At 67.0% G+C, this 24,552-nt stretch carries 21 protein-coding genes and 2 tRNA genes; 3 read left to right on the top strand and 20 right to left on the bottom strand.

The features are described from left to right. Window positions 1-30: 30 nt before the first annotated feature. From RM532_RS02415 to RM532_RS02370, 10 genes are all read right to left on the bottom strand, one after another. The gene (locus RM532_RS02415; protein WP_311651531.1) at window positions 31-3,288 is read right to left on the bottom strand and encodes a PAS domain S-box protein; all 3,258 of its coding nucleotides are present in this window, start codon (window positions 3,286-3,288) and stop codon (window positions 31-33) included. Window positions 3,289-3,618: 330 nt separating this feature from the next. Next, a tRNA-Arg gene (locus RM532_RS02410) sits at window positions 3,619-3,695 on the bottom strand. A 27-nt stretch (window positions 3,696-3,722) separates the two neighbouring features. Beyond that, window positions 3,723-3,815: transfer RNA gene (locus RM532_RS02405), tRNA-Ser, on the bottom strand. A 279-nt stretch (window positions 3,816-4,094) separates the two neighbouring features. Further along, a complete protein-coding gene (gene csrA, locus RM532_RS02400; RefSeq protein ID WP_311651530.1) occupies window positions 4,095-4,295 on the bottom strand; it encodes a carbon storage regulator CsrA in 201 nt (66 codons plus the stop codon). 75 nt (window positions 4,296-4,370) lie between these two features. Beyond that, window positions 4,371-5,642, bottom strand: coding sequence for an aspartate kinase (locus tag RM532_RS02395; protein ID WP_311651529.1), 1,272 nt, complete (start codon window positions 5,640-5,642; stop codon window positions 4,371-4,373). 31 nt (window positions 5,643-5,673) lie between these two features. Then, a complete protein-coding gene (alaS, locus tag RM532_RS02390; protein ID WP_311651528.1) occupies window positions 5,674-8,304 on the bottom strand; it encodes an alanine--tRNA ligase in 2,631 nt (876 codons plus the stop codon). Window positions 8,305-8,404: 100 nt separating this feature from the next. Continuing rightward, a complete protein-coding gene (locus RM532_RS02385; RefSeq protein WP_311651527.1) occupies window positions 8,405-8,638 on the bottom strand; it encodes a hypothetical protein in 234 nt (77 codons plus the stop codon). A 78-nt stretch (window positions 8,639-8,716) separates the two neighbouring features. After that, window positions 8,717-9,178: a regulatory protein RecX gene (locus tag RM532_RS02380; RefSeq protein ID WP_311651526.1), complete on the bottom strand. Its 462-nt coding sequence runs from the start codon at window positions 9,176-9,178 to the stop codon at window positions 8,717-8,719. A gap of 11 nt (window positions 9,179-9,189) precedes the next feature. Further along, the gene (recA, locus tag RM532_RS02375; RefSeq protein ID WP_311651525.1) at window positions 9,190-10,254 is read right to left on the bottom strand and encodes a recombinase RecA; all 1,065 of its coding nucleotides are present in this window, start codon (window positions 10,252-10,254) and stop codon (window positions 9,190-9,192) included. Between the two features lie 97 nt (window positions 10,255-10,351). Beyond that, window positions 10,352-10,849: a CinA family protein gene (locus RM532_RS02370; RefSeq protein ID WP_311651524.1), complete on the bottom strand. Its 498-nt coding sequence runs from the start codon at window positions 10,847-10,849 to the stop codon at window positions 10,352-10,354. Between the two features lie 146 nt (window positions 10,850-10,995). On the opposite strand from RM532_RS02370, the gene mutS reads away from it, so the two are divergent. Further along, window positions 10,996-13,581: a DNA mismatch repair protein MutS gene (gene mutS / locus RM532_RS02365; protein ID WP_311651523.1), complete on the top strand. Its 2,586-nt coding sequence runs from the start codon at window positions 10,996-10,998 to the stop codon at window positions 13,579-13,581. Here the strand turns inward: mutS and RM532_RS02360 are convergent. The 5 genes from RM532_RS02360 to RM532_RS02340 are packed head-to-tail and all read right to left on the bottom strand — an operon-like array spanning window position 13,548 to window position 16,782. After that, window positions 13,548-14,222: an HAD family hydrolase gene (locus RM532_RS02360; protein WP_311651522.1), complete on the bottom strand. Its 675-nt coding sequence runs from the start codon at window positions 14,220-14,222 to the stop codon at window positions 13,548-13,550. The two genes, mutS and RM532_RS02360, sit on opposite strands and share 34 nt — an antisense overlap. Window positions 14,223-14,226: 4 nt before the next feature. Next, window positions 14,227-14,823, bottom strand: a complete 597-nt coding sequence (locus tag RM532_RS02355) for a CDP-alcohol phosphatidyltransferase family protein (protein ID WP_311651521.1) — start codon at window positions 14,821-14,823, stop codon at window positions 14,227-14,229. A 21-nt stretch (window positions 14,824-14,844) separates the two neighbouring features. After that, window positions 14,845-15,834, bottom strand: coding sequence for an NAD(P)H-dependent glycerol-3-phosphate dehydrogenase (locus tag RM532_RS02350; RefSeq protein WP_349255253.1), 990 nt, complete (start codon window positions 15,832-15,834; stop codon window positions 14,845-14,847). Window positions 15,835-15,858: 24 nt separating this feature from the next. Beyond that, entirely contained in the window at window positions 15,859-16,329 is a 471-nt protein-coding gene (gene secB / locus RM532_RS02345; protein WP_311651519.1) for a protein-export chaperone SecB, read from the bottom strand. 27 nt (window positions 16,330-16,356) lie between these two features. After that, window positions 16,357-16,782: a rhodanese-like domain-containing protein gene (locus RM532_RS02340; protein ID WP_311651518.1), complete on the bottom strand. Its 426-nt coding sequence runs from the start codon at window positions 16,780-16,782 to the stop codon at window positions 16,357-16,359. A gap of 99 nt (window positions 16,783-16,881) precedes the next feature. Between RM532_RS02340 and RM532_RS02335 the strand changes: the two genes are divergently transcribed. After that, a complete protein-coding gene (locus RM532_RS02335) occupies window positions 16,882-18,021 on the top strand; it encodes a murein hydrolase activator EnvC family protein (protein ID WP_311651517.1) in 1,140 nt (379 codons plus the stop codon). 87 nt (window positions 18,022-18,108) lie between these two features. Further along, window positions 18,109-19,452 carry a S41 family peptidase gene (locus RM532_RS02330; RefSeq protein WP_311651516.1) on the top strand — a complete coding sequence of 448 codons (1,344 nt, stop codon included), beginning with the start codon at window positions 18,109-18,111 and terminating at the stop codon, window positions 19,450-19,452. Here RM532_RS02330 and ubiB read toward each other — a convergent pair. The 5 genes from ubiB to hslV form a co-directional block, all read right to left on the bottom strand. Continuing rightward, window positions 19,449-21,056 carry a ubiquinone biosynthesis regulatory protein kinase UbiB gene (gene ubiB, locus RM532_RS02325; protein WP_311651515.1) on the bottom strand — a complete coding sequence of 536 codons (1,608 nt, stop codon included), beginning with the start codon at window positions 21,054-21,056 and terminating at the stop codon, window positions 19,449-19,451. The genes RM532_RS02330 and ubiB overlap by 4 nt on opposite strands. A gap of 3 nt (window positions 21,057-21,059) precedes the next feature. Continuing rightward, window positions 21,060-21,656: a ubiquinone biosynthesis accessory factor UbiJ gene (locus tag RM532_RS02320; protein WP_311651514.1), complete on the bottom strand. Its 597-nt coding sequence runs from the start codon at window positions 21,654-21,656 to the stop codon at window positions 21,060-21,062. Beyond that, window positions 21,656-22,408: a bifunctional demethylmenaquinone methyltransferase/2-methoxy-6-polyprenyl-1,4-benzoquinol methylase UbiE gene (gene ubiE / locus RM532_RS02315; protein ID WP_311651513.1), complete on the bottom strand. Its 753-nt coding sequence runs from the start codon at window positions 22,406-22,408 to the stop codon at window positions 21,656-21,658. Before ubiE ends, RM532_RS02320 begins: the two co-directional genes overlap by 1 nt. Before the next feature lie 106 nt (window positions 22,409-22,514). Then, window positions 22,515-23,891, bottom strand: a complete 1,377-nt coding sequence (hslU, locus tag RM532_RS02310; RefSeq protein WP_311651512.1) for an ATP-dependent protease ATPase subunit HslU — start codon at window positions 23,889-23,891, stop codon at window positions 22,515-22,517. Further along, complete coding sequence (hslV, locus tag RM532_RS02305) at window positions 23,884-24,426, bottom strand: ATP-dependent protease subunit HslV (RefSeq protein WP_311651511.1); 543 nt, start codon at window positions 24,424-24,426, stop codon at window positions 23,884-23,886. The genes hslU and hslV overlap by 8 nt, the downstream gene beginning before the upstream one ends. Window positions 24,427-24,552 lie beyond the last annotated feature (126 nt).

Genomic DNA, 24,552 nt, shown 5'->3' with positions numbered 1-24,552 from the left:
TAACCGCGTCACACCACGGCTGCGACGTCCTCAGGGCGGGGCGGAAGGGCCGGCGCTACGAGCCAGGACCGTCGATGCATCACCAGCCTGCTGGAAGTGATGGCCCTGGAAATACTCGACCCCCAGGTCCCGCAGGCGATCCAGGGCGCCTTCGTCCTCCACACCCTCGGCCACCACCCCGAGCTTCATTGCCCCGGCGACCTCCATGACGGCACGGATCAGGCTATGTCCGACGGGATCGTTGTCGATATCACAGGAAAAATCGCGGTCGATCTTGACCCCGTCGACGCGCAGGGACTTGAGCAGGTCGAACGAGTTGTATCCGGTGCCGAAATCGTCAAGCCAGACTTCGTGCCCGGAGCGACGCAACGTCCGAATCAGATCAAGTGCCGCATCGCCGTCGATCCGATCGATCTCGGTAACCTCGAAGCGCAGGGAGCCAACCGGCAGACGGGCATCGGCCAGCATCCGGCCGAGCCGTTTCGCAAACCCCGGATCGCCAAGGCTTGTCGCGCTCACATTCACCGAGATATAGCGCCCGGCAATCCAGGTGCCGGATTCAACGCCCTCGCGGATCAGCCTGACGGCGCCGGCGGCAACGGATTCATCGACCCGTGCGAGCAGGCCAAGTCGTTTCGCGGCCGGAAGAAAGGTGGCCGGTGCATGCAGCCGTCCCTGTTCATCGCGCAGCCGCACCAGTGCCTCATACCCGGCAACCTCGCCTTCACCATTGACGATGGCCTGCAAGTGCAGTGCAAGATTTCCACTGTCCAGTACCCGCCGGAGGCGCTGGGCCATGTCCAGCGTCGACGTATTGCGCCCGATGTCGGCGTCACCGGGCGCAAAGCGGTGCCAGCGATGCCGCCCGGCTTCCTTGGCCACGTAGAGCGCCTGATCCGCCCGGGCAAGGATTTCGGCAGGATCGCCCACAGTGATATCGATCGAGGCAAGCCCGATGCTCAAGCCGACGGTAAACCGCCTGCCGTCGGCGACGAGTCCATAACTCTCGACTGCCTTGATCATGCGATCCGCAAGCACCTCGGCTTCTTCCGGCGTTGCCGATTCGACGATGGCCGCGAACTCGTCTCCGCCCAATCGCGCCAGTATGTCGTCGCCGCGCAGCGAACCCGCCATGACCTCGGCGATTTCGCGCAGGACACGATCGCCGACGGCATGGCCGCCGGTATCGTTGACTGCCTTGAAGTGATCCAGGTCCAGATACATCACGAAACCGGCCCATCGCCCCCGCCGGGCTCGTCGCCAGGCATCACCCATCAGGCTGCCGAAACGCCGTCGGTTGGGTAGCCCGGTCAACGCGTCGTGATCCACCTGATGCGTCAACTGGGCAGTGATCCGCTGGGTTTCGCTCATGTCCTGGAACACGAAAACAGCCCCGATCACCCGACCCGCGCGATCGCGCATGGGCGATACCGAATCCGCGACCGGAATCATCCGGCCGTCCGACCGCCGCAGCCGCGTGAATACCGGCACCCGCATGGGACGGCCATCGGCAAGCACCCGGGCAATCGGATCCTCGACCCGACGAGCCTCGCTGGGATGAAACAGTTGCACAACGTCGCCAAAGGCCTTTCCCTCGACCGCCCTGGGTTCAACCCCCAGGAGCGCGGCAGCAGCCGGATTGCAGAAGGTGATCACCGCATCCGCATTACAGCGGAGCATGCCTTCACCGATGGCGGCCAGGGTGACCTCCGCAAGTTCGTTGGCTTCGAAAAGCGCATCCTCGTCATGCTTTCGCTGCGTGATGTCCTGAATCTGCGAGATGAAATGGATCGGCTCGCCCCGATCATCGCGCAACAGCGACACATCCAGTTGCGCATACACCACATGGCCATCCTTGTGGCGATATCGCTTTTCAATGCGGTAGGCGTTCTTGGTACCGTCCAGCAGCGCCTGGACCTGCGCCAGATCCTTGTCCAGGTCATCGGGGTGCGTCAGCGCCTGGAAGTCGCTGCGCAGCAATTCCTCCCGACGATACCCGAGCATTCGGCAAATGCTGGTGTTGACCGCCAGGAAACGACCGTCCGGCGACACTAGCGCCTTGCCGATCGGCGCATAGTCGAACGACTGATGAAAACGCCGTTCGCTTTCCTGTAGCGCGGACTGCGCATTCAGCATCTCGCTTATGTCGCGGCCCTCGGGTACCAGGAGCTCGATCTCGCCACGGGCATTCCGATAGGGCGTGAGCGAAAAGTCGATGGTGGTCCGTCCTTCAGCACCACTGATCTCGACATTGAAGCGCACGAACTCACCCTGCGCGCCCCTTGCCACGGCGTCCTGCATGGCCTGGCGCACGGTGTCGCTGTGGGCGAACCAGGGACAATCCCAGAGTTTCTGACCAATCACCGCCCCGCGCCCGATCCCGGCAAAATCCAGCGCGCGGGTATTGGCCTCCAGGAGCGTGCCATCGGGTGCCAGCAATCCGGTGAACTGGTAGAGATTCTCGAACAGGCCGCGGAAGCGGTGCTCACTCTCGGCCAACCGGGCCTCCGCCTGCATTCGGGCATCGATATCGGCATGGGTGCCGATTACTCGCGCCGGCTTGCCCTGCTCGCGCCAGGCGACGACGCGACCGCGATCGTGTATCCACTTGTAGCCACCATCCTTGCAACGCATACGATGCTGGTTGTCGTACGTCGGAGACCGCCCGGCAAAGTGCGCTTCCAGGTCTGCCAGACAAGCAGGCAGGTCCTCGGGGTGGACCCGACTCGACCACTCATCGAGGCTGTCGCCGACCTCATCCGGCGCGAAGCCCAGCATCGCCTTCCACTGATCCGAGAAATAGACCCGATCCCGGGTCGCATCCCAGTCCCAGAGGCCGAGCCCCGAGCCGTCGATGGCGAACTGCCAGCGCGCCTCGGTGTCGACGATGGCCTGGTTCAGTAACGCCTGCTCACGACGCGCCTGGTACTGGTCCTCGACATCGATGAATGCGCCGACCAGCCCGACAACCCGGCCCCGGCGGCGGGACGGCTCGGCAACACTCTGGACGTGGCGCAAGGAGCCATCTCGATGCACGAGTTCCAGTTCCAGATTGAAGCCGCTGCCATCGGCCTCGCACTTGGCGAGTGTCTGCCGCAGCAATCCCCGGGAATCGGCGCTGAAAAAGCCGATCGCGGTACCCAGGTCCGGCACCGGGCTGTTCGGATCGAGCCCGAGGATTCGGAAGATTCCGGGCGACCAGGTCAGCGTCCTCGATTCATACGCCAATGCCCAGGTCCCCACGCGCGCGGCGGACTCGAGCACGGAAAATGCATTGTTATGGGGCACGGCAACCTCATGGGCGTATCCCGATCAGTATCGGCCGATGCAGGAGCCGGCGTAGACCGGATACGGCCATTCGGAACCGGACTTCGCCGATTCGCGCGAAGAAGGCCCACCGGCGTGTGAGCCTTCGTTCCGACTATGACGCGCCCGGGAAGATTACTCGGGGCGTCCTGCCCCTTGCCCTTCGGGCCCGCACGCCTCTCGGCGTGCGGTTAATCCGGCCGTCCCTGGCCGGATTGATCAAACTCCCGGATTGCTTATTGGGTCGGGAGTTCGAATGTGTCGTCGCCAACGAAAAAAGGCCCACCGTGTGGTGAGCCTTCGTTCAAAATATGGCGCGCCCGGGAAGATTCGAACTCCCGACCTTGCGGTTCGTAGCCGCACGCTCTATCCAACTGAGCTACGGGCGCGTGATTCCGTATTGTACTGCAATGTAATGGCGGAGAGGGAGGGATTCGAACCCTCGAAGAGGCTATAAACCCCTTACTCCCTTAGCAGGGGAGCGCCTTCAGCCACTCGGCCACCTCTCCTAATTCTATCCAGCGCCTGCCGGCGTATCGCTGCCAGCCGGAGCGCCTTGCTCGGCTCGTCCTGAGCCTCGCCCCTTCGGGGCCCGCCTGCGGCGGTCTCGATTTGCTCCGGGCAAATCGATCAGCCACTCGGCCACCTCTCCTAATTCTATCCAGCGCCTGCCAGCGTATCACTGCCAGCCGGAGCGCCTTGCTCGGCTTGTAAAGAGCCGATCCCTCGGGCCCTGCCCGAAAGGCCGCGTAGGATAGCGATGCTGGCCAGTCAGGTAAAGGCTGTGGTCAGTCGCTGCCTTCGGCTGACGCATCCTCGTCTGCCGCCTGCTTGCCCAGTCGCTGGCGCACTTCCTCGCGGTGCACCGAAACATCCTTGGGTGCCTCCACGCCCAGCCGAACCTGGTTGCCCTTCACGCCCAGGATGGTGACTGAGATGTCGTCGCCGATAACCACGGCCTCCCCCACTCGGCGTGTCAGGATCAGCATGTCCGGGTCCTCCCCCGCTTGAATGTCGCACGGCCTGCCCGGCTTGCCGCCAGGTCTTTTGTCGTTGTCGCCCGATCAGTCCTGTTCGCTGAGCGGGGTGAGCTCACTGTCCACTTTTTCAGGTTCGGCGTCCAGATCGAAGGTCTCGTGCAGCGCGCGTACCGCCAGTTCGAGGTACTTGGCCTCGATCACGATGGAAATCTTGATCTCGGTGGTCGAGATCATGCGGATGTTGATGTTTTCCTCGGACAGCGTCTTGAACATGCGCGCCGCCACGTTGGCGTGCGAACGCATGCCCACGCCCACCAGCGACACCTTGGCGATGCTGGTGTTGCCGGCCACCTCGCGGGCACCGAGTTCGCTGGCAGCCTGCTCCAGCAGCCCCTTGGCCCGGTCGAAGTCACGCCGGTGCACGGTGAAGGTGAAATCGGTGGCGGAATAATCGCTGGACGGGTCTCCCGACACGTTCTGCAGGATCATGTCCACCTCAATATTCGCCTCGCCGATCGGGCCCAGCAGCGAATAGGCAATGCCGGGGCGATCGGGCACGCCGAGCACGGTGAGCTGGGCTTCGTCCTTGGTAAAGGCGATGCCGGAAATAATGGGTTCTTCCACGTCTTCCTCCAAGCTGATCAGGGTGCCGGGGCCGTCATCGAAGGTGGACAGCACGCGCAGCGGCACGCCGTACTTGCCCGCGAATTCCACCGCGCGGATCTGCAGGACCTTCGAACCCAGGCTGGCCATTTCCAGCATTTCCTCGAAGGTTATCTTTTCCAACCGGCGGGCACCCGGCACGACGCGGGGATCGGTGGTGTAGACACCGTCCACGTCGGTGAAAATCTGGCATTCATCGGCCTTGAGCGATGCCGCCAGGGCCACGGCCGTGGTGTCGGAGCCACCGCGGCCCAGCGTGGTGATGTCGTTGGCCTCGTTGACGCCCTGGAAGCCGGCCACCACCACCACCCGGCCGCGGCCGAGTTCGGTCTTCAGATGCTCGGCGTCGATGGAATCGATGCGGGCCTTGCCATGGGCGTCGTCGGTGCGGATGGGCACCTGCCAGCCGGTGAACGAACAGGCATCGACACCGGCCGCGGACAGGCCCATGGTCAGCAGCGCGATCGTCACCTGCTCGCCGGTAGACAGCAGCATGTCCATTTCCCGCGGCAGGGGCGAGCCGATCTCGTCGGCCAGGCCCTGCAGCCGGTCGGTTTCACCGCCCATGGCGGACACCACCACCACAACGTCATCGCCGCGATCGCGATAGCCCTTGATCTTGTTGGCGATGGCGCGAATCTTTTCCGTGGTGCCGACGGAACTGCCGCCGTACTTCTGAACGATGAGGGCCATGGGTTCCCCGTGGTTGGATGGTGGCGGCGGGTCAGTCCGCCGGCGCGGTGGAGGCGGCCAGGCGTTCGCGCGCGTGTGGCGCCACGCTGGCCAGGGCCGCATCCAGATTGTCGGGCTGGCTGCCGCCGGCCTGGGCCATGTCGGCACGACCGCCGCCCTTGCCGCCGACCTGTTCGGCCACGAAATTGACCAGCTCGCCGGCCGGCAGCCGGTCAGCCAGGTCCTTGCTTGCGCCCGCAATCAGCGCGACCTTGCCGTCCTCGACCGCCGCCAGCACGATCAGCGCACTGCCCAGCTTGTTCTTGAGGGCATCCAGGGTGTCGCGCAGGGTCTTGCGATCGGCGCCGTCCAGCCGCTCGGCCAGCACCTGTACGCCGTCGATATCCACCGCCTTGCCGGCCAGATCACCGCCCTTGGCGGACGCCATCTGCGCTCCAAGCTGTTCGACCTGTTTTTCCAGCTTCGCCAGTCGGTCCAGCGTCTTGTCCAGGCGGTCCTCGACCTCGGCGGGCTGGGTCTTGAGGGCCGCGGCGATGCGCTCCAGGCGTGACTCCTGCTCGCGGATACGCTGTATCGCGCTGCCACCGGTCTGGGCTTCGATGCGGCGGACCCCGGCGGCCACGCCGCGTTCCTCGCTGAAGCGGAACAGGCCGATCTCGCCGCTGCGGTTGACGTGGGTGCCGCCGCACAGCTCCATGGAGTCGTCGCTGAAGCGCACCACCCGCACGCGGTCGCCGTACTTCTCGCCGAAGAAGGCCAGCGCCCCGCGGGCGATGGCGTCGTCGTAGGTGGTCTCGAAGAACTCGCCCTCGATGTCGGCGCGTATCTGCTGATTCACGCGGGATTCGATATCCGCCAGCAGGTCGGGTGTGACCGGCTCGTAGTGGGCGAAATCGAAACGCAGACGGTCGGGCGCCACCAGCGACCCCTTCTGCCGGACGTGGGTCCCCAGAATCTCGCGCAGGGCCGCGTGCACCAGGTGGGTGCTGGTGTGATTGAGCTCGATGGCGGCGCGGCGCTCGGCGTCGACACGTGCGTGCACGGTCTCGCCCATGGCCAGTTCCCCGCCGCTCACCCGGCCGACATGCAGGTGTTTGCCGTCGGCCTTCTGGGTGTCGACCACCTCGAACAGCGCCCCGGCCGATTCCAGCAGGCCGGCGTCGCCGATCTGGCCGCCGGATTCGCCGTAGAACGGGGTGACGTCGAGAATCACCACGCCTTCCTCGCCCTCGGCCAGGCGATCCACCGGCTGGCCGTCGCGCAGCAGGCCGATCACCTGACCGGCGTCCTCCACCGCGCCGTAGCCGGTGAACCGGGTGGTGCCGGCCACGTCCACGGCCTGGGTGTAGTCCACGCTGAAACGGCTGGCTGCCCGCGCGCGTTCCCGCTGCGCGGCCATTTCGCGATCGAAGCCTTCCTGATCGACGCGCAGGCCCCGTTCGCGGGCCACGTCGGCGGTCAGATCGACCGGGAAGCCGTAGGTGTCGTACAGCTTGAACACCGTCTCGCCGTCCAGCGTCTTGCCGGACAGATCGGCGATGGCGTTATCCAGAATGGTCATGCCCTGGGCCAGGGTCTCGGCGAAGCGGCTTTCCTCCTGTGCCACCACCTTCTCGACATGGGCCCTGGCCGCAGCCAGTTCCGGGAAGGCCTCGCCCATCTCGTCGGTCAACGGCGCCACCAGCTTGTGGAAGAAGGCCTCGGTGGCCCCCAGCTTGTGGCCGTGCCGGATGGCCCGCCGCATGATCCGGCGCAGCACGTAGCCGCGGCCCTCGTTGGCGGGCAACACGCCGTCGGCAATCAGGAATGCGGTGGCCCGGATGTGATCGGCCACCACCTTGAGCGAGGCCTGGCGCTCCGGATCGTCCAGATCGCAGCCCACCGCCTCGGCGGTGGCGGCCATCAGCGTGCGGAACAGGTCGATGCCGTAGTTATCGTGGGTGCCCTGCAGAACCGCGGCAATCCGTTCCAGGCCCATACCGGTATCCACCGAGGGCTTGGGCAGATCTTCCATGCTGCCGTCGGCCTGGCGGTTGTACTGCATGAAAACCAGGTTCCAGATTTCCACGTAGCGGTCGCCATCTTCTTCCGGCGTGCCGGGCGGGCCGCCGGGAATGTGCGCCCCGTGGTCGTAGAAGATTTCGGAACAGGGGCCGCAGGGGCCGGTGTCGCCCATGGACCAGAAATTGTCGGCGGCGCCGATGCGCGAAAAGCGATCCGGGCTGACGCCGATTTCGTCGAGCCAGATGGCCGCGGCGTCCTCGTCCTCTTCGTACACCGTGATCCAGAGCTTTTCCGGCGGCAGGCCGAGTTCGACGGTCAGGAACTCCCAGGCGTAGCCGATGGCCTCGCGCTTGAAGTAGTCGCCGAAGCTGAAGTTGCCCAGCATCTCGAAGAAGGTGTGATGCCGGGCGGTATAGCCGACATTCTCCAGATCATTGTGCTTGCCACCGGCGCGCACGCAGCGCTGGGAGCTGGCCGCGCGGGTGTAGTCACGCGCCTCGCGCCCCAGGAACACATCCTTGAAGGGCACCATGCCGGCGTTGGTGAACAGCAGGGTGGGGTCGGTACCGGGGATCAGCGGGGAGGACGGCACCACCTGGTGCTGCTTGTTCGCAAAGTAATCCAGAAATGCCGCGCGCAGCGCGTTCGTGCCCATCATGGCGGCTTGCTTGAGCTCCGGTCCCGAAATAGTGCGTCATGGTACCGAAGCACGCGCCGGCCGCGCCACTGCCGGGCGCCGGCGGCCTCACCGAAACAGGCTAGTAAACGAGTGAACGATCACCCACTTCGTCGCGGCGACGCTGGTATTCCTCGCGGTCGATACGCCCGGCGCGATAGTCGTCCTCAATGTCGTCGAGCTTCTCCTTGTTGTACACCTCGTAGGCCACGCCCGCGGTGCCCGCGCCCACCGCCGCGCCACCCACGAACGAACGGCTGCACCCGGCCACCGCCAGCGCCGCCACCAGTGCCAGACCCAGATTTCGATAAGTCATGATCCACTCCATCGCGTTCATGTCGCGCTGACAGACTGACTGCGAGTGGCTGAATCGATGATGAACGAGAGGAGCCCGCTATTCGCTGCGCAGCGCGGCGCGGATGTCGTCGCTGTCGAATCCCCGCTGCTGCAGAAAGCGGGTCTGGCGCGCCCGCTCACGCAGGGTGTCGGGCAGATCGGGGCCGAAACGCTTCCTCCGCTGCGCCCGGGCGGAGGCAGCCCAGTCCACGTCCAGCTCGGCCAGCGCCTGCTCGATATGGCCGTCGCCGATCCCGCGCTGGGTGAGTTCCGCCTGGATGCGCACCCGCCCCTGGCCGCGTTCGGCGCGCTGCCGGGCGAAGGACTCCGCGTAGCGGGATTCGCTGAGCAGATCGTCGCGGATCAGGTCGGCCAGCGCCTCGGACACTGTGTCGGCCGCATAGCCGCGATCGCGCAGCTTGCGCTCGAGCTCGCGCGGGGCGTGTTCACGCCGGGCGAGCAGCTTGATGCCGTGCTCGCGCACGGTGGATACATCGGCGTCGGCAGGATCGTCGGCCAAGACCGGCGCAATCAGCGGGCCGCAGCGTCTTCCTCGGCAGCCTCGGATGCCTTGGCCTCGGCCGCCTTTTCGGCCCGGGTCGGCTTGGGCGGCATCAGCCGCTCGCGCAGCGCCGCCTCGATGGTATTGGCGATCTCCGGATTGCTGCGCAGGAATTCGCGCACGTTGTCCTTGCCCTGGCCGACCCGTTCACCGTTGTAGGAATACCAGGAGCCGGCCTTCTCGATCAGATTGTTGGCCACGCCCAGCTCGATCAGCTCGCCCTCACGGGAGATACCCTGACCGTAGAGGATTTCGAATTCGGTCTGCCGGAACGGCGGTGCCATCTTGTTCTTGACCACCTTGACCCGGGTTTCGTTACCGATCGCCTCGTCGCCCTTCTTGATCGAGCCGATGCGGCGGATGTCCAGCCGGACCGAGGCGTAGAACTTGAGCGCGTTGCCGCCGGTGGTGGTTTCCGGGCTGCCGAACATCACGCCAATCTTCATGCGGATCTGGTTGATGAACATCACCAGCGTGCCGGTGCGCTGGATGTTGCTGGTCAGCTTGCGCAGCGCCTGGCTCATCAGCCGCGCCTGCAGGCCGACGTGGGAATCGCCCATCTCGCCCTCGATCTCGGCCTTGGGCGTCAGCGCCGCCACGGAATCGATCACTACGATGTCCACCGCGCCGGAGCGCACCAGCATGTCGGCAATCTCCAGCGCCTGTTCACCGGTGTCGGGCTGCGAGATCAGCAGATTCTCGATATCCACCCCCAGGGCCTCGGCATACTGCGGGTCCAGCGCGTGTTCGGCGTCCACGAACGCGGCGGTACCGCCGGCCTTCTGCGCCTCGGCGATCGCCTGCAGGGTCAGCGTGGTCTTGCCCGAGGATTCCGGACCGTAGATTTCCACCACGCGGCCGCGCGGATAGCCCCCGATCCCCAGGGCCACATCCAGCCCCAGCGATCCGCTGGAGATCGCGGCCACGTTCTTGACCGCCTCGGCATCGCCCATGCGCATGACCGAGCCCTTGCCGAACTGGCGTTCGATCTGGGTCAGGGCGGCGGCCAGTGCTTTCTTGCGATCATCATCCATGGCTTGCGCCTCCAACTGTCAGTATGTACAGGCCCGCATTATTCCACAGTTGCAGCCGAGCCTACACGGGGAAATGGGCCGTCTACGACTCATCGCGTCAGCCACCCGCCGGAATCCGCGCCAGCAGGCCGTCCAGCGCCGCCGCCACCGAGGCCGCGCGCACCGCCTCGCGATCACCCTCGAATACCGGGCAGGCAGCATCCACGCTGCCATCCGGCATGCCCCAGGCAATCCAGACCGTGCCCACCGGCTTGTCCGGCGTACCGCCGCCGGGCCCGGCGATGCCGGTCAGCGCCACGCTCCACTGGGCCCCGCACATCGCCAGCGCCCCGCGAGCCATGGCCTCGGCCACGGCACGGCTCACCGCGCCGTGTTCGACGATCAGGTCGCCCGGCACGCCCAGCAGCGACTGCTTGGCGGCATTGGAATAGGCCACCACGCCGGCCTCGAACCAGTCCGAACTGCCGGCCCGGTCGGTGCACGCCTTCGCCACCCAACCGCCGGTACAGGATTCTGCCGTAGCCAGCCGCTGGCAGGCCGCCCCCAGGCGCGCCGCCAGTGTTGCCACCCGGGCCTCGAAGGCCGTGTCGCTCATGCTATTCTGCGCTGCGTGTTGCGGCCCGAAAATAGCACGACACCGGCCCCGACCTGCCCGCCAGAGCTGCCCATGCCCCGCCACCCCAGAACCACCGGCCCGATCCCGCATCCGCCGGCTGGCGGCCGGCAACGCATCGACTGATCATGGCCGATAACGCCGCCACGTCCCGCGACCACACGCCGATGATCCGCCAATATCTGGGGATCAAGGCGGATTACCCGGACATGCTGGTGTTCTACCGCATGGGGGATTTCTACGAGCTGTTCTTCGAGGACGCCCGGCGCGCCGCGGAACTGCTCGACATCACGCTGACGCAGCGCGGCGAATCCGGCGGCCAGGCCATCCCGATGGCCGGCGTGCCCTATCACGCCGCCGACCAGTACCTGGCCCGGCTGATCCGGCGCGGCGAATCGGTGGCCATCTGCGAGCAGCTCGAGGCCCCCGGCAAGAACAAGGGCCCGGTCCGGCGCGAGGTGGTGCGGGTGGTCACGCCCGGGACCGTCACCGACGAAGCCTTGCTGGATGCCCGCGAAGCCAACCGGCTGGTCGCGGTCGCCCCCGACCGGGCCGGCGGCTTCGGTCTGGCCGCGCTGGAAATGGGCCGCGGCGATTTCTCGGTCATGCGGCTGGCCGACGACGAGGCCCTGACGGCCGAACTCGCCCGGCTAGAACCTGCCGAGGTGCTGGTCCCCGAGGATGCCGACAACGCCGCCAGCCGCCATCCGCTTGCGCGCGCCCGCTCGCCCTGGCTTTTCGACGCAGTCAGCGCCCGTCGGCGCCTGCTCGACCATTTCCGGGTAGCCAACCTTCGCGGGTTCGGCTGCGACGATGCCGAGGCGGCCGTGGCCGCCGCCGGCGCCCTGCTGGAGTATCTGCAGGCCACCCAGCGCAGCGCCCTTCCCCACATCACCGGCCTGCGCACCGATATCCGCGACGACGCCCTGCTGCTGGACGCCGCCACCCGGCGCAATCTGGAAATCGAACGCAGCGTGTCGGGGCGCGACGAGCACACGCTGGTCGGCGTGCTCGACCGCTGCGCCACCGCCATGGGCAGCCGCTGCCTGCGGCGCTGGGCCGGCCGACCCCCGCGCGATCACGACATTCTTCGCGGCCGTTATCAGGCCATCCGTGCCCTGAACAGCGATGGCGGCAGCCGCAGCCTGCGCGAGTCACTGGCCGGCATCGCGGACGTCGAGCGCATTCTCACCCGGCTGGCGTTGCGCAGCGCCCGGCCGCGCGATCTCCATGGCCTGCGCACCGCGCTGGCGCGGCTGCCCGGACTCTGCAATCAGCTGGCCGACACGCCGTCGGACCTGCTTGCCGAGCAGGCCGGCCGGCTGGGGCCGTTCCCGGCGATGCAGGCACACCTGGCCGGTGCGCTGGTGGACGAGCCACCGATCTGGCTCCGTGACGGTGGCGTGCTGCGACCCGGATATGACGAGGAACTGGACCGGCTGCGCGGCATCGCGGACAACGCCGACGGCTTCCTGCGCGAACTGGAGGTCAACGAACGGGCGCGCACCGGGGTGGACACCCTCAAGGTGGGCTATAACCGGGTGCACGGCTACTTCATCGAACTCGGCAAGACCCACGCCGCGCGGGTGCCCGAGGACTACACCCGCCGCCAGACGCTCAAGGCGGTGGAGCGCTACATCACTCCCGAACTCAAGCGCTTCGAGGACGAGGTGCTGTCGGCCCGCGAGCGGGCGCTGACCCGCGAGAAGGCTCTGTACGCGGAACTGCTGGATGATCTGGCCGGCCACCTGGAACCGCTGCGGGCGCTGGCCGATGCGCTGGCCGAACTGGACGTGCTGGCCAATCTGGCCGAGCGCTCGGTGGCCCTGGGGCTGACCGAACCGACGATGGTGGACGAACCCGGCCTGACCCTGCGCGGCGGCCGCCACCCGGTGGTGGAGCAGGTACTCGCCGAGCCTTTCGTGGCCAATGATCTGGCGTTGTCGGACGCCACCCGCATGCTGCTGATCACCGGCCCCAACATGGGCGGCAAGTCCACGTTCATGCGTCAGACCGCGCTGATCGTGCTGATGGCGCATATCGGCAGTTTCGTGCCGGCGGACAGCGCGGAGATCGGGCCCATCGATCGCATCTTCACCCGCATCGGCGCCGGCGACGATCTGGCCAGCGGCCAGTCCACCTTCATGGTGGAGATGGCCGAGACGGCGCATATTCTTCACCACGCCACCGCCAACAGCCTGGTCCTGCTCGACGAGATCGGCCGCGGCACCAGCACCTACGACGGGCTGGCGCTGGCCCGGGCCACCGCCGAGCGGCTGGCCCGCCACAACCGCGCGTTCACCCTGTTCGCCACGCATTATTTCGAGCTCACGGCCCTGGCCCAGGCCCTGCCCGGCGCGGAGAACATCCACTTCGACGCCAGTGAATACGCCACCGAACAGGGGGAATCGCTGGTGTTCCTGCACACCGCCCGGCCGGGCCCGGCCTCGCGCAGTTTCGGCCTGCAGGTGGCCGCACTGGCTGGCGTGCCCCAGCCGGTGCTGGCCGCCGCCCGCACCTATCTGGCCGAACTGGAAAATGGGCCGGCACCGGCGCCAGGACCCGCCGCCACTCCGCAGATACCGCTGTTCAACGAGGACCGCCTGGGTGATCGCCTGCGCCAGCAGCTGGCCGATCTCGACCCCGACGAACTCACGCCCCGCGAGGCGCTGGCGCTGATCTACCGGCTGCGGGGGATGCTCGAACCCGACTGATCCGCCAGGATTTCCCAGCCGGCATCCAGCGCCATGGCCTGCAGCCGGCGATCCGGCATCACCGCCACCGCCCGGCCGACTGCCCGCATCAGCGGGGCATCGCTGGCGGTGTCGGCGTAAGCCACGGCCGCCGACAGATCCATACCGGCCTCGGCGGCCAGCGTACGGGCGGCCTCGACCTTGGTCTCGCCATAGGGATGGCGCACGGGCGGCCCGCTGCAAAAATGGCCTGCCGCCACCTCGCAAAGCGAACCGACCGCGTCGGCGGCCCCCAGATGATCGGCCAGGGGCCGCGCCAGAAACTGCGGCGTGCCGGTCAGCAGTACCACATGATCCCCGGCGGCGACGTGCTCGCGCAGACGGGCGACCGCCGGCGTGAACAGCACCTTTGCCAGTTCCTCGGCGATGAAGTCGCGTGCCAGCGATGCCACTTCAGCGCGTGCCAGGCCGGTCAGCCAGGCCTTGTTCTTGAGCGGCACGTGGCGTCCGAACCGGGGCCAGTAACGCAGGAAGAACCAGCCGGTGGCCAGCAGCTGCCGCCAGCCCAGCCGCCCGCGGCAGAGCAGGTACCAGGCGAAACGGGGCTCGGTGCCAGGGGACGGCACCAGGGTGCCGTCCACGTCGAAAAGCACCAGGGGCACGAATTCAGTCCCGATTGGCCAGGAACTCGATCACCACCGGCAGACCGCGCAGCACGCACAGGGCGGCCGAGACCACCACCAGCGCCAGACTGATCGCGTCCATGCCCGGCCCCCAGGTGTCCCAGAATGCCGGGAACAGGTCCGGAAACGGCTGCCACAGCAGCACCCAGGCAAAGGTCACCGCCTTGACCGCGGCATAGGTGAAACGCATGAAGCGGCCGGCCACCAGAAACCGGCCCACCGGGCTCTGCATCATGTCGAAGGCGGCGGTGCCCGAGGCCGTGCCGGTGCTGCGAATGGCATCGACGAGGGTGCCCCGCACGATGAACAGCAACGGCACCCAGACGCCGATCAGGCCGAGGTGGGCCAGCACCACCCAAAGCACGTTCTCCACCATGCGATCGGCGGCGATATCGAAGGTGGCGCCGAACAGCGATTCCTCGCCGCGCTTACGCGCCACCCAGCCGTCCACCCCGTCCAGGGCGATGATCAGGATCACCAGCGGGGCATTGACCAGCTGCAGCGCAGGCATGCCGCTGTACACCACCGCCAGAAGCAGCAGCAGAATCAGACAGCGCCCGAAAGTGATCCAGTTGGCCATGCGGAAATTCCAGGTAGCTAGCTAATCAATCTCGTTGCGGAACGGACGTTCGGTGAGCACGCGCACGGCGTCCGGCGGCGCGACATCCTCGTGCAGCACCGAGTAGACCTGTTCGCAGATTGGCAGTTCGACCCCCTCGCGCTCGGCAATGCGGTGAACCTCCCGGGCCACCCGCACCCCCTCGACCACCTGTCGGATATCGGCCTCGGCCTCGGCGACCGTCCGACCCGCCGCCAACGCCAGTCCCATGCGGCGGTTGCGTGACTGGTCGTCGGTGCAGGTCAGCAGCAGATCCCCCAGACCGGCCATGCCCATGAAAGTCTCGCGGCGGCCGCCCAAGGGTTCACCCAGCCGCACCATTTCGGACAGCCCGCGGGTGATCAACAGCGCCCGGGCGTTGGCCCCGTAACCCAGGCCGTCGGAAATCCCCACCGCGATGGCCAGCACGTTCTTGACCGCCCCGCCCACGGCCACGCCCGCCATGTCGGCACCGACATAAACGCGGAAGACACCATCGTGAAACGCCCGCGCCATGTCGGCCGCCAGCGTGGCTTCGTCCGACGCGATGGTGACCGCGGTAGGCAACCCGCGACCGACCTCGCCGGCAAAGCTCGGCCCTGACAGCAACGCCACCGGCCGGTCATCGCCCAGCACCTCGGCGGCTACTTCGAACGGCAGCCGGGCCGATTCCGGCTCCAGCCCCTTGGTGGCCAGAATCAGACGCTGACCCGGGCGCAGATGCGGCTGCAGGCCGGCCAACGTCTCGCGCAGGGCATGGCTGGGCACCGTCACCAGCACGTCCCCGGCAAACGCCACGGCAGCGGCCAGATCCGGTTCGCCGATCAGGGCCGGCGGCAGGGCGGCACCGGGTAGATAGCGCTGATTCTCGCGCGCCGCCTCAAGGCCTCTGATGGCCGCGGCATCGCGCCCCCACAGGCGCACCTCCACGCCGTTGCGGGCAAGCTGAATCGCCAGAGCGGTGCCCCAGGAACCGGCACCGAGCGCGGCCATACGCTGAATGGGCACAGGCAACGCCTAGTGGGTGGCGGGCTGCGCCGCGTCCGCGTCCTGCGAACGCCGATGCTGTTCGAACAGGGCGTCGAAGTTCATCGGCTGCAGCAGGAAATGCGGGAAACCCGCCCGCTGCACCAGGTCCCCCACGGTTTCACGCACGTAGGGAAACAGCACGCTGGGACAATAAGCGCCGAGCACCCGCTGGTGCTCATCGGTGTCGTCGAAGCCCGAGACCAGAAATACGCCGGCCTGATCCACCTCGACGATATAGGCGGTCTTGTCATCACGCTTGGCGGTCACCGTGACCGACACGCTGACCTCGTGGCGCTGTTCGCCCAGGTCGCCCACGCGGAAGTTCAGATCCACGTCGATCTGCGGCCGCCACTCGCCTTCGAAAATGCCCGGCCCGCCCGGCACTTCCACCGACGCGTCGCGGAGATAGAGTTTCTGCACCAGCACCCGCCGGCCGCTGTTCGCATCGGTGTCCGCCATCAACCTGCCCCGTCCTTGTCGTGCCGATTACTTGCGCGTGATGGGCAGCCCCGCCGCCTGCCAGCCGTTGATGCCACCCTTGAGCGAATGCACGTGGCTGTAACCGAGCTTCTGCAGCCGCTGGCAGGCCTGCTGCGACGTGGAGCCCATGGCGCAGTAGCACAGTATGGTGCATTCCTTGTTCTTGGAAATCTCGTTGGCCCGTTCGGTGATGCCGGCCAGCGGAATGTTGATCGCGTTGAGCAGGTGCCCCTTCTTGAAGTCGCCGGCCGAGCGCACGTCCACAACCACTGCATCCCGGCTGTTGATCAGCCGGACCGCATCGCTGGGCGGAAGCGGCCGGTCGCCGCGCAGCGAACGCCATATCTCGTTGGCGATCAGCGCCGCGATGACCGCGGCCACGGCGGACCAGAGAAACGGGTGATTGGCAATGAATTCGAGCAACTGCTGCATGACGTGAGGACGTGGACCTGATGCGGGCGGCGGATTATCACACAAGCGCCACACCCGCCGGAACCGGCGGTCCGCCGGGGCTTTCATTACAATGAGGCGATGGCACGCGGACTCGCGATACTTCTCCTGACCCTGATTCCGGCGGGCCTGGCAACCGCCCAGGGCCTGGCCGAGCGCGAGCAGCAACTGCAAGCCCTGCGCAGCGAGATCGCCACTCTCAAGAACCACATCGAACAGGATCGTGAACGCCGCGGCGATCTCAGCGCCGAACTGGCCACAGTGGAAACACGCATTGCCGAGGCCAGCGGCGAATTGCGTGGCATTCGTGAGGATATCCGCGCGCACGAAACCGAAATCGATCGGCTCGAGGCCGAGGCTGCCGGCCTGCGCGAAAGCCTCGGCGGCCGGGTGGAGACCCTCGGTCAGCGCATGGATGCCGCCTATCGGGTCGGCCGACAGGGGCGTCTGCGGCTGATCCTGTCCCAGGACGACCCGGCCGCCATCGGCCGGCTGCTGGGCTACTACGAGTACTACAGCCAGGCGCAGGCCACGGCGATCCGCGAACTGCGCACCGACCTCTCGGCCCTGGCCGAACAGCGCCGGCAGATCGCCACCGAGCGCCAGGCTCTCGCCGCCGCCGAATCCCGGCGCGCCAACGCCCTGGCCGCGCTGGACGACACCCGACGAGAACGGGCCGAGACCCTGGAGCGCATCAAGACCCAGCTGGCCGCGCGTGGCGACGATCTCGGCTCGCTGCAGGCGGAGGCCGAGGCGCTGGAATCCCTGATCGGCGAGGTCCGCGAACGCGTCGAGAAAGCGCCATCACCGCCGCCTGTCGGCGAGCCCTTCGGCAATCTCCGGGGTCAGCTGGCGCCGCCGGTAAGCGGGCGCATCATCGCCGGATTCGGTGACGCCAAGGCCGGCGGCAAACTGAAATGGCAGGGGGTGTGGCTGGCGGCCGGCGCCGGCACCTCGGTCAGTGCCGCCGCGGCCGGGCGGGTGGTGTATGTCGGCTGGATGCATCGCTACGGGCTGATCGTGGTGCTGGACCACGGCGACGATTACTACACCGTCTACGGCCACAACCAATCCGCCCGGGTCGAGGTGGGCGACCGGGTGCGGGCCGGACAGACAATTGCCGCGGCCGGCAACAGCGGCGGACACGACCGCCACGGCGTCTATTTCGAGATACGCCGCGGCCGCACGCCGGTCGATCCGGCGCGCTGGCTGAGCGGCTGATACGGGATGCCTGTGATATCGTCACGCGTCCGCGGATGGGCCGGCGCCGCCGGGCCGCATCCAATCCGATCCGGAGTTTCAAGCCCAATGCCCCGCACATCCCACAGCCTGCTCCTGCTTGCCACCGGCGTCGTCGTCGGCGTTCTGCTCGCCCTGGGCCAGGGCGTGTTTGCCACCAGCGACAGTGCCGATGCCGACAACGCGGTGCCACTCGAAGACCTCCGCAGCTTCGTGGAAATTCTCAACCGCGTGAAGCAGGGCTATGTCGAGGAAGTCAGCGACGAGGATCTTCTCAACAACGCGATCCGCGGCATGCTCGACGGGCTGGATCCGCATTCCGCCTACCTGTCACCGGAAGAGTTCAAGGAGATCAACATCTCCACCTCCGGCGAATTCGGCGGGTTGGGCATCGAAGTGACGATGGAAAACGGTTTCGTGCGTGTGGTTTCGCCGATCGACGACACCCCGGCCAAGAAGGCCGGTATCGAGGCCGGCGACCTGATCATCCGCATCGACGACACGGCCGTGAAGGGCATGAAGCTCAACGACGCGGTCAAGCTGATGCGCGGCGAGCCGGGCACCGACATCACGCTGACCGTCCTGCGCGAGAGTAACGCCGAGCCGTTCCAGGTCACCATCACCCGCGACGTGATCGAGGTGAAGAGCGTGCGTTCCCGCATGCTGACACCGAGCTACGGGTACGTGCGCATCAGCCAGTTCTCCAATCAGACCGGCGAGAGTCTCAACGACGCGATGGACGAGCTGATGGACAAGGCCGACGGCGATCTCCGCGGTCTGGTGCTGGACCTTCGCAACAATCCCGGCGGTCTGCTCAACGCCGCAGTGGACGTATCCGACGCCTTCCTGACCGAGGGCGAGATCGTTTCCATCGACGGCCGCGTGAAGAACGCCGACCAGTCCTTCAGTGCCGGCAACGGCGACAAGCTGCGCGGCCGCCCGCTGGTGGTACTGGTGAACCAGGGGTCGGCCTCGGCCTCCGAGATCGTGGCCGGCGCCCTGCAGGATTCGGGTCGCGCCATCATCATGGGGCGCCGGACCTTCGGCAAGGGCTCGGTGCAGACCATCGTGCCGCTGCAGAACGACGCCGCCCTCAAGCTGACCACCGCGCGCTACTACACCCCCGACGGTCGGTCGATCCAGGCCGAGGGCATCGTGCCGGACGTGGAAATCCAGTCAGTGAAGGTCAGCGCCAGTGCAGAGTCCAACCTGGGACGCTTCTCCGAGGCCGATCTGGCCGGCGCCCTCGCCAACGGCAAGGCCCCGGCCGGAGGGGCCGAGAAGGCCAACAAAGCCGCTGCGGATGCGGCGGATGACGACGAAGACAGCAGCGGCGTGCTGGCCGAAGAGGACTATGCGCTTTACGAGGCGCTGAATCTGCTCAAGGGCCTGCACATCCAAAGCCGTCGTTAGCCGGGTCGGCGCACCGCCCGCCAGGCGGCCAGCGCCGCGAGAAGACCCAGGACGGGGGCAGTCCATGCGGGGCCGACTGCCAGCCCCGCGGCGAGCACCGCGCTGATTGCCAGACCCGCACCGAGCACCGAGCAGCCGATGCGAATTGCCCCGTCGACGCTCGGAGCGGCATCGGCCGGCGTCGCCGCGGGTTCCCGCCCGGGCGCTTCCAGCCGCGCCACCGCCGCCTCGGTCAGGGCGGGCAGCGATTCCAGCAACTGCGGCAGCTGCTTCTGCAGCCGCGCCAGGGTACGGCGCGGATCCAGGCGCTCGCGCATCCATTCCTCCAGCACCGGCTTGGCGGTCTGCCAGAGGTCTAGCTGCGGATAGAGATCCCGGCCCAGCCCTTCCACATTGAGCACCGTCTTCTGCAGCAGTACCAGCTGCGGCTGTACCCGGTAATCGAACTGCCGGGCGATCTGGAACAGCCGAATCAGGAACAACCCGAAGGATATTTCTGCCAGCGGCTTGTTGAAGATGGGCTCACTCACCGTGCGGATGGCTGCCTCGAAGGCCTCGATGCGGGTATCCGCCGGCATCCAGCCGGAGGCCACGTGCAGTTCGGCAATGCGACGGTAGTCCCGGTTGAAGAACGCCAGGAAATTCTCGGCTAGATAGCGCTGATCGGACGGAGTCAGCGACCCCACGATGCCGAAGTCCACCCCGATGTAGCGCGGCCGATCCGGGTTGCTGGCATCGACGAAGATGTTGCCGGGATGCATGTCCGCGTGGAAGAAATTGTCGCGGAACACCTGCTTGAAGAAGATTTCCACACCGCGCTCGGCCAGTACGCGAAAATCCACCCCGGCGGCGGTGAGCGCCTCGACATCATCAATGGGAATGCCGTGGATGCGCTCCATCACCAGCACGTTGTCGCGGGTGTGGTCGAACAGCACCACCGGGTGATAGATCAGATCCGACCCCTGCCAGTTGCGCCGCAGCTCGCTGGCATTGGCACCTTCGCGCACCAGGTCCAGTTCGTCGTGGATGATGCGGTCGTATTCCGCCACTACCTCGCGCGGGCGCAGACGGGCCAGCTCTGGCAACCGCATGGCCAGATCGGCCAGCAGGTACATCAGGGCCACGTCGCGATCGATCGCCGCTTTCACGCCCGGGCGCAGGACCTTGACCACTACCGACATGCCGTCGTCGTCGCCGGGGGCCGGATGCAGGCGGGCGGTGTGAACCTGGGCGATGGAGGCCGCCGCCAGCGGCTCGCGGTCGAACTCTGCAAACACCTCGCCAAGCCGGCACCCGTAGGCTCGTTCCACGATCGCGGCCGCCTCGCCGCCATCGAACGGCGGCACCTGGTCCTGCAGCTTGACCAGTTCCTCGGCCAGCTCGGGCGGCAGCAGATCACGCCGGGTAGACACCGCCTGACCGAACTTCACGAATATCGGGCCCAGTTCCTCCAGCGCTAGCCGCAGCCGCACGCCCAGCGGCTGCTCGTGGCCGCGGCCGCTGCCGAGAACCCAGCGGGCGCGGCGATCCGGCACCAGTTCGCCCAGACCGTAGCGGCGGGCGATGCGGCGTATCTGCCACAGACGTCGGGTGCGTTCGAGCATGGGTCAGCCGGTGGAAAGACGCTTGACCCGCTGTGCCAGGCGGTCGGTGTCGGCCCGCAGCCGATCGACCTCGGCCAGCCATTCGTCGACCTCGGCGCGCCCCACCAGATCACCGGTTTCCTCACGCAGGTATTCGGACAGATCGCGGGGCAGTACGTCGGCCGCGCGGCGGGCCAGATCGCGGCCGGCACGCAGCGCCCGGCCGGCCAGTTCCGCCGGGACATCGCCCAGCCGCTGCGCCAGCCAGTCCTCGAAATCGATGTCCGCCCCCTGAAGCAGCCGCGCGAAGGACTGGGCCAGCCCCACGTCGCCCTCCACGCGGATGCCCCCGCCCAGGGCCTCGCCATTGCCGAACAGATTGCGGGCGAAATCCCCCACGCCACCGCTCAGGCGGACATCGGGATCCTCAACCGGGCCCTGTTCCACGCGCATGCCGGTGTCGGCCGGGCGAAACACGAGCTCCAGATCCGGTTCCCGCAGCCGGATCGCCAGGCAGCGCCCGTGGAGCCGGGAGGCACGTTCAGCGGCGACGTCATCGACGGCCAGCCAGCGCGACAGCGCAATCTCCAGCGCCCCGGTGACCTCGCCGGGCAGCTGCATCAGGCGTAACCCCGGTGCACCGCCACGATGCCGCCGGTCAGGTTGTGGAAGCCGCAGCGTTCGAAGCCGGCATCTTCCATCATCGATCGCAACGTGCCCTGGTCGGGATGCATTCGAATGGATTCGGCCAGGTAGCGGTAGGAATCCTCGTCATCGGCCACCAGACGGCCCAGGCGTGGCAGCACGGAAAAGGAATAAAGGTCGTAGAGCTTGTCCAGGCCCGGCACCGCCGGCTTGGAGAACTCCAGCACCAGCGCGCGGCCACCGGGCGCCAGCACCCGCTTCATCTCGGCCAGCGCCGCCGGCTTGTCGGTGACGTTGCGCAGCCCGAAGCCGATGGTCACCAGATCGAAGCTGGCATCGGCGAACGGCAGAGCCTCGGCATCGGCCTGGACCACCTCGAGATTGCCCGCCACGCCGGCGTCGGCCAGCCGGTCGCGGCCGCGGGCCAGCATCCGGCCGTTGATATCGGACAGCACCACCGATCCCGACCGCCCGGTGCGCCGGGCCATGCCGGCCGCCAGGTCGCCGGTGCCGCCGGCCAGGTCGAGAATGCGCTCGCCGGGACGAATGGCCGCCAGCTCGAGGGTGAAGTGTTTCCACAGACGATGAATGCCCATCGACATGAGGTCATTCATCAGGTCGTAGTTGTCGGCCACCGAGTCGAACACCGCGCCGACCCGCCGCGATTTCTCGCCGCGCGGCACGCGCTGGTAGCCAAAATCGGTGGTGTCGTCGGCGGGGTCGGTCATGGGTCGATCAAGCGGGGCCAGCAGCCGGCAAGGGTACCCTGAAGCCTTCGCCAGGGACAGTCGAAACGGACGGCGGACAACCCCGCCAGGCGCCTTGAAAGGCGTCCTACAGGATGTAGCGCGACAGGTCCTCGTCCTCGGCCAGATCGGCGAGTCGGCTGTCGACGTAGGCCGCATCGATGGTCAGCGACTGGCCTGCCCGCTCGGCGGCATCGAAGGAGATTTCCTCCATCAGCCGCTCCATCACCGTATGCAGCCGGCGGGCGCCGATGTTCTCGGTGCCTTCGTTGACCTTGAATGCCACCTCCGCGATGCGGCGGACGCCGTCCGCGGCGAATTCCAGCGAGACATCCTCGACGCCCATCAGCGCCGCGTACTGCTCGGTCAGCGAATGGTTCGGTTCGGTGAGAATACGTACGAAATCCTCGGCGGCCAGTGCCTGCAGTTCCACTCGGATCGGCAGCCGCCCCTGCAGCTCCGGAATCAGATCCGAAGGCTTGGCCACGTGGAACGCGCCCGAGGCAATGAACAGGATGTGGTCGGTGCGCACCATGCCGTACTTGGTGGACACGGTGGACCCTTCGACCAGTGGCAGCAGATCCCGCTGCACGCCCTCGCGGGACACGTCGCCGCCGCCGGCGTGCTCGGCCCGCTTGGCCACCTTGTCGATCTCGTCGACGAACACGATGCCGTTATTCTCCACCGCCTCGATGGCGTCGGCCTTGATCCGTTCCTCGTCCACCAGCTTGGCGGCTTCCTCGTCGACCAGCAGGCGGAAGGCGTCGCCGATCTTCACCTTCTTGCGCTGGCTCTTCTGGCCGCCCATGTTCTTGAACATGCTCTGCAGCTGGCTGGTCATTTCCTCCATGCCGGGCGGCGCCATGATCTCGACGTTGGCGCCCTGCTGGCTGAGGTCCAGCTCGATTTCCTTGTCGTCGAGCTTGCCCTCGCGCAGCCGCTTGCGGAACACCTGCCGGGTGGCGGAAGACTCGCTGGCCGCCGATTCGCTGTCCTGGGCCGACTGCGGACGCGGCAGCAGGGCATCGAGGATGCGTTCCTCGGCGGCGATCTCCGCCTCGTGGCGCACGCGGTGCATGGCTGCCTCGCGTGCCAGCTTCACCGCGACGTCGGCCAGGTCGCGAATGATGGAGTCCACCTCGCGGCCGACGTAGCCGACCTCGGTGAACTTGGTGGCCTCCACCTTGATGAACGGTGCGTCGGCCAGCTTGGCCAGCCGGCGGGCGATCTCTGTCTTGCCCACACCGGTCGGCCCGATCATCAGGATGTTCTTGGGCGTGATCTCGGCGCGGATGTCCTCGCCCAACTGCATGCGCCGCCAGCGGTTGCGCAGGGCCACCGCCACCGCGCGCTTGGCATCGGCCTGGCCGATGATGTGGCGGTCCAGTTCGGCCACGATCTGGGCCGGCGTCAGCTGGCCGGCCGAACGCTGGGCCAGCAGAGTATCGGTGGCAGCATCATTCATCGCCGAGTACCTCGAGCGTAATGTGGTCGTTGGTATAGATGCAGATGTCGGCGGCGATGCGCATCGCCTTGTCGGCGATTTCCGGGGCCGGCAGATCGGTATTGTCGATCAGCGCCCGGGCCGCGGCCTGCGCGAAGCTGCCGCCGGAGCCGATGGCCATGACATCGTGTTCCGGCTCCATCACGTCGCCGGTGCCGGACAGCATCAGCGTGGTCGAGGCATCAGCCACCAGCAACAGCGCTTCCAGCCGGCGCAGCATGCGATCGGTGCGCCAGTCCTTGGCCATGTCCACAGCGGCGCGGGTGAGATTACCGCTGTGCTGCTCCAGCTTGGACTCGAAGCGCTCGAACAGGGTGAAGGCATCGGCAGTGCCCCCAGCAAACCCGGCCAGCACCTGATCCTTGTAGAGCCGCCGTACCTTGCGCGCATTGCCCTTGAACAGGGTCGATCCCATCGATACCTGGCCGTCGCCGGCCACCGCCACCACCCCGTTGCGGCGCGCGCACAGGATGGTGGTTCCGCGAAACTGTTCCAAGAAATTCTCCGGTTTCAAAGCTTGCGCACGGCGAGACCCACCGCGTCATCGCGTAACGGTTGGGGTCAAACCGGCCCGCTTCAAGCAGGCATCAACCAGACAAGTGCCAGAATCCCTGTCGGGCCG

Source organism: Spectribacter hydrogenoxidans (genome assembly GCF_031846275.1).
Lineage (GTDB): Bacteria > Pseudomonadota > Gammaproteobacteria > Nevskiales > Salinisphaeraceae > Spectribacter > Spectribacter hydrogenoxidans.
The sequence above is the reverse complement of the archived record's forward strand: the minus strand, read 5'-3'. Positions and strand labels throughout refer to the sequence as shown.